The sequence below is a fragment of the Streptomyces sp. NPDC054840 genome, from assembly GCF_053611065.1.
Genome location: NZ_JBSGZP010000525.1, coordinates 1 through 5,342, shown reverse-complemented (window position 1 = coordinate 5,342; position 5,342 = coordinate 1). Strand labels below are relative to the sequence as shown.

At 74.6% G+C, this 5,342-nt stretch carries 5 protein-coding genes; 4 read left to right on the top strand and 1 reads right to left on the bottom strand.

The window, feature by feature from the left end:
* The first annotated feature begins 53 nt into the window (after positions 1–53).
* From ACWGIU_RS28660 to ACWGIU_RS28650, 3 genes are read left to right on the top strand one after another with little or no spacing between them, the layout of a single operon-like run.
* On the top strand, positions 54–2,177 hold the full coding sequence (locus ACWGIU_RS28660) for a putative cobaltochelatase (RefSeq protein WP_453710561.1): 2,124 nt from the start codon (positions 54–56) through the stop codon (positions 2,175–2,177).
* Positions 2,177–2,776: a cob(I)yrinic acid a,c-diamide adenosyltransferase gene (gene cobO, locus ACWGIU_RS28655; protein ID WP_030013115.1), complete on the top strand. Its 600-nt coding sequence runs from the start codon at positions 2,177–2,179 to the stop codon at positions 2,774–2,776. Before ACWGIU_RS28660 ends, cobO begins: the two co-directional genes overlap by 1 nt.
* Positions 2,770–4,173 carry a cobyrinate a,c-diamide synthase gene (locus tag ACWGIU_RS28650; RefSeq protein ID WP_453710559.1) on the top strand — a complete coding sequence of 468 codons (1,404 nt, stop codon included), beginning with the start codon at positions 2,770–2,772 and terminating at the stop codon, positions 4,171–4,173. The genes cobO and ACWGIU_RS28650 overlap by 7 nt, the downstream gene beginning before the upstream one ends.
* Before the next feature lie 20 nt (positions 4,174–4,193).
* On the opposite strand, the gene ACWGIU_RS28645 is transcribed toward ACWGIU_RS28650, so the two are convergent.
* On the bottom strand, positions 4,194–4,919 hold the full coding sequence (locus tag ACWGIU_RS28645; RefSeq protein WP_453710557.1) for a ZIP family metal transporter: 726 nt from the start codon (positions 4,917–4,919) through the stop codon (positions 4,194–4,196).
* A 146-nt stretch (positions 4,920–5,065) separates the two neighbouring features.
* Between ACWGIU_RS28645 and ACWGIU_RS28640 the strand changes: the two genes are divergently transcribed.
* Positions 5,066–5,342, top strand: a 277-nt coding sequence (locus tag ACWGIU_RS28640; RefSeq protein WP_453710555.1) for a cobalamin biosynthesis protein, incomplete at its 3' end; no start/stop codon positions are given.

The following is a 5,342-nucleotide window of genomic DNA, read 5'->3' as shown; positions in this document are numbered from 1 at the left end:
GTCCGGGGCGCAGCCCCGGCACGGGCCCACACCTTCAAAGGAGTGAGCAACTCATGAGCACGCCCTACCCGTTCACCGCGGTGGTCGGCCAGACCGACCTGCGGCTGGCGCTCCTGCTCAACGCCGTGAGCCCAGCGGTCGGCGGGGTGCTCGTGCGCGGTGAGAAGGGGACCGCCAAGTCCACCGCCGTCCGCGCGCTGTCCGCCCTGCTGCCGCAGGTGGACGTCGTATCGGGCTGCCGCTTCAGCTGCGCGCCCGTCACGCCGGACCCGGCCTGCCCGGACGGCCCGCACGAGCCCGGCCCCGGCGGCGTCCGGCCCGCCCGCATGGTGGAGCTGCCCGTCGGCGCCTCCGAGGACCGCCTCGTCGGCGCCCTCGACATCGAACGGGCCCTCGCCGAGGGCGTGAAGGCCTTCGAGCCCGGGCTGCTCGCCGACGCCCATCGCGGGATCCTCTACGTCGACGAGGTCAACCTCCTCCACGACCACCTGATCGACCTGCTGCTGGACGCCGCCGCGATGGGCGCCTCGTACGTGGAGCGCGAGGGCGTTTCCGTCCGGCACGCCGCCCGCTTCCTGCTCGTCGGCACGATGAACCCCGAGGAGGGCGAGCTGCGGCCGCAGCTCCTCGACCGGTTCGGGCTCACCGTCGAGGTGGCCGCCTCGCGCGAACCCGCCCAGCGCGTCGAGGTGGTCCGCCGCCGGCTCGCCTACGAGGACGACCCCGCGGGCTTCGCGACCCGCTGGGCCGGGGACGAGCATGAGGTCCGTGCCCGGGTGGTGGCCGCGCGGGCGCTGCTCCCGAAGGTCTCGCTCGGCGACACCGCGCTCCTGCAGATCGCGGCGACCTGCGCCGGGTTCGAGGTCGACGGGATGCGGGCCGACATCGTGATGGCGCGGACCGCGACCGCGCTGGCCGCGTGGGCCGGGCGGACCGAGGTACGGAAGGAAGACGTCCGGCAGGCCGCCCTGCTGGCCCTCCCCCACCGGCGGCGGCGCAACCCGTTCGACGCGCCGGGGCTGGACGAGGACATGCTCGACCGGATCCTGGACGAGTTCCCCGACGAGGGCCCGGAGCCCGAGCCCGAGCCCGAGGGCCCCGACGACGGCGGCCCCGCGGACGGTGGCCCCGACGGCGGCCCCGCCGACACGCCCCCGCAGGGCGACGGGTCCCAGGACCTGGGCGCCCCGGCCGAAACCGGCGACACGCCCGAAACCGGCGAGGCCCCCGCGCAGGCCCCGGAGGCTCCGCAGCCCTCCTCCCAGGAGACCGCCGGGCCCGAGCAGGCCGCCGTGCGGGCCGCCGAGCCGTTCCGGACCAAGATGCTCAGCGTGCCCGGCCTGGGCGAGGGCGCGTCCGGCCGCCGGTCCCGCGCCCGCACCGCCCACGGCCGCACCACCGGCGCCCAGCGGCCGCGCGGGCACCTGACGAAACTGCACCTGACCGCGACCATCCAGGCCGCCGCCCCGCACCAGAAGGCTCGCGGCCGCGACGGGCGCGGCCTCGTGATCCGCAAGGACGATCTGCGTCAGGCCACACGGGAGGGCCGCGAGGGCAACCTCGTCCTCTTCGTCGTCGACGCCTCCGGCTCCATGGCCGCCCGGCAGCGCATGAGCGCGGTCAAGGGCGCCGTGCTGTCGCTGCTCCTGGACGCGTACCAGCGCCGGGACAAGGTCGGTCTGATCACCTTCCGGGGTGCCACGGCCGAACTGGCCCTGCCGCCGACCTCCTCGGTGGACGCGGCGGCGGCCCGGCTGGAGCAGTTGCCGACGGGCGGCCGCACCCCGCTGGCCGCCGGGCTGCTGAAGGCCCACGAGGTGCTGCGGATCGAGCGGCTCCGGGATCCCTCGCGCCGGCCGCTGCTCGTGGTGGTCACCGACGGGCGGGCCACCTCGGCCGGGAACGCCGGAGGCCGTACGGACAGCAGCCCCCGGGAACTCGCGGGGCACAGCGCGCGGCTGCTGCAGGCCGGGGGCGTCGCCTCCGTGGTCGTGGACTGTGAGTCCGGGCCGGTCCGGCTGGGGCTGGCCGGCGTACTGGCCCGCGACCTCGGCGGGCCCGCCGTCACGCTCGACGGGCTGCGGGCCGACTCGCTGGCCGGGCTCGTGAAGAACGTACGTACCGCGGTGACATCCACCGCTTCACCCCACAGCAGCAACAACAGGAGGGCCGCGTAATGCCTCAGGGACAGCCGTCCGTCGTTCCGGACGACGGGCTCACGACGCGCCAGCGCCGCAACCGTCCGCTGGTCTTCGTCCACACCGGCCCCGGCAAGGGCAAGTCCACGGCGGCCTTCGGGCTGGCGCTGCGCGCATGGAACCAGGGCTGGCCGATCGGGGTGTTCCAGTTCGTCAAGTCGGCGAAGTGGAAGGTCGGCGAGGAGAACGCGCTCAAGGTGCTCGGTGCCTCCGGCGAGGGCGGCTCCGTCGTCTGGCACAAGATGGGCGAGGGCTGGTCCTGGGTCCAGCGGGACGCGCAGCTCGACAACGAGCAGGCCGCCAAGGAGGGCTGGGAGCAGGTCAAGCGCGATCTGGCCGCCGAGACGCACAAGCTGTACGTGCTCGACGAGTTCGCCTACCCGATGCACTGGGGCTGGATCGACGTCGACGAGGTCATCGAGGTGCTGCGGAACCGTCCCGGCACGCAGCACGTGGTGATCACGGGCCGCAACGCGCCGGAGAAGCTGGTGGAGTTCGCGGACCTCGTCACCGAGATGACCAAGGTCAAGCACCCGATGGACACGGGGCAGAAGGGCCAGAAGGGCATCGAGTGGTGACTTCGTTCAACATTCCCCGGCTGGTCATCGCCGCTCCGTCGTCGGGCAGCGGCAAGACCACCGTGGCCACGGGCCTGATGGCGGCCTTCTCGGAGCGCGGCCTCGCCGTGTCCCCGCACAAGGCCGGGCCCGACTACATCGACCCCGGCTACCACGCGCTGGCCACCGGCCGGCCGGGACGCAACCTCGACGCCTTCATGTGCGGGCCGGACCTGATCGCTCCGCTGTTCGCGCACGGGGCGGCCGGGTCCGACCTGGCCGTGGTCGAGGGCGTCATGGGGCTCTACGACGGCGCCGCGGGCCGGGGTGAACTGGCGTCGACGGCGCAGGTCGCGAAGTTGCTGCGGGCTCCGGTGGTGCTGGTGGTCGACGCCTCCTCGCAGTCGCGGTCGGTGGCGGCGCTGGTCCACGGATTCGCGTCCTTCGACCCGCAGGTGCGGCTGGGCGGGGTGATCCTGAACAAGGTCGGCTCCGACCGGCACGAGGTGATGCTGCGGGAGGCCCTGGAGGAGGCGGGGATGCCGGTGCTCGGCGTCCTGCGGCGGGCTCCGCAGGTGGCCACGCCCTCGCGCCACCTGGGCCTGGTTCCGGTGGCCGAGCGGTACACCGACGCGCTGGCCTCGGTGTCGGCGCTGGCCGCGCAGGTCCGGGCGGGCTGTGACCTGGACGCCCTGATGGCCCTGGCCCGCACGGCCCCGCCCCTGAACTGCGAGGCATGGTCGCCCCATCGGCCCGATCCGGCCTCGCCCGTGTTCGAGGCGCGGGGTCCGGGGCAGGGCTCCGGCGGCGGCGCACCGGTCATCGCCGTCGCCGGTGGCGCCGCGTTCACCTTCTCCTACGCCGAGCACACCGAGCTGCTCACCGCCGCCGGAGCGGAGGTCGTCACCTTCGACCCCCTGCGGGACGAGGCGCTCCCGCCCGGCACCGCCGGCCTGGTGATCGGCGGCGGCTTCCCGGAGATGTACGCGCCCGAACTGTCCGCCAACGAACCGCTGCGGGCGGCCGTCGCCGCCTTCGCCTCGGCCGGCGGCCCGGTCGCCGCCGAGTGCGCCGGGCTGCTCTACCTCGGCCGGTCGCTGGACGGGAAGCCCATGTGCGGGGTGCTCGACGCGGAGGCGCGGATGTCGGAGCGCCTCACCCTCGGCTACCGCGAGGCGGTGGCGGTGTCCGACAGCGCGCTGGCGCAGGCCGGGACCCGGCTGCGCGGGCACGAGTTCCACCGGACGGTGATCGAGCCGGGCGCCGGGGCCGCTCCGGCCTGGGGGTTCACGCATCCGGAGCGGCGGGTGGAGGGCTTCGTGCAGCAGGGCGTGCACGCCAGCTACCTGCACACGCACTGGGCGGCGGAGCCCTCCGTCGCGCGCCGCTTCTCGGAAGCCGCGGCAGCACGGCGGTGACCGCCGCCCCCGGTCGCCGCTCAGTCCGCGATGCCCACCACGAGCCAGATCCCGGCCACCCCGCCCAGCGTGCACATCAGCGTGGACAGGGCGGGGTGCTTGTGGTGGGCTTCGGGGAGGATCTCGGCGGACGCGAGGTACAGCAGGACGCCTCCGAAGAAGCCGAGGTACGCGCCGAGGGGTTCCTCCGGAAGAGTGAACAGCAAAGTCGACGCCGCACCCACGACCGGGGCGACGGCGTCCGCGAAGAGCATGATCAGGGCCTTGCGGCGGTCGTTCCCGTAGAGACTGGTGAGCGTGTACGTGTTGAACCCGTCGGCGAAGTCGTGGGTGATGACGGCCAGCGCCACGGCCACGCCCATCCCGCCGCCGACCTGGAAGGCCGCGCCCAGAGCCACGCCGTCGGCGAGGCTGTGGCCGACCATGGCCGCGGCCGCGGTGAGCCCGACCTGGGGGACGCGGGCGCCGTCCTCGGCGCCGTGCGCGGCCTGGCGGACCGCCAGGAGCCGTTCCACGACGTGCGCGACCAGGAATCCGGCCACGAAGAGCAGCAGGGCGAGCGGGACACCGAACACCTCGTCGCCCGCCGCGTGGAGGGCCTCCGGGAGCAGGTCGAGGCCGACGACGCCGAGCATCAGCCCGCCGGCCAGGCCCAGCACGAGATGGCGGCGGTCGGTGACGCGCTGCGCCGCCCATCCGCCCGCCAGGGTCATCAGGAACGCGCCCAACGCCACGATCACGGCCATGCGCCCCTGAATACAGACTCCTCGCCCCGCGCGCACGTCCGCGCACGGGTGGCGGGGCGGCGGAGTGTTGACGACCGGCCGGTGCCTGTGATGTGTCAGTGCCAGTGCCAGTGACGGTGACGGTGACTACGGAGGGAGGGCCCCCGGTGGGCGAGTACACGACGCAGGTGGTGGTCGGGGTCGGTGGACGCGCGGGGGTTTCCGTGGCGGAGGTCTGCGCCCTGGTCGAGGAGACGCTGCGGGGGGCCGGGCTGGCCACGGGGTCGGTGACGGCGCTGGCCACGGTGGAGTCGAAGGCGGGCGAGCCCGGGATCACGGGTGCGGCGAAACGTTTCGGCGTTCCCGTGGTGAGCTACCCCGCCGCCCAGCTGGCCGCCGTCACCGTGCCGCACCCCTCGGAGGCGGCGCGCGCCGCCACGGGGA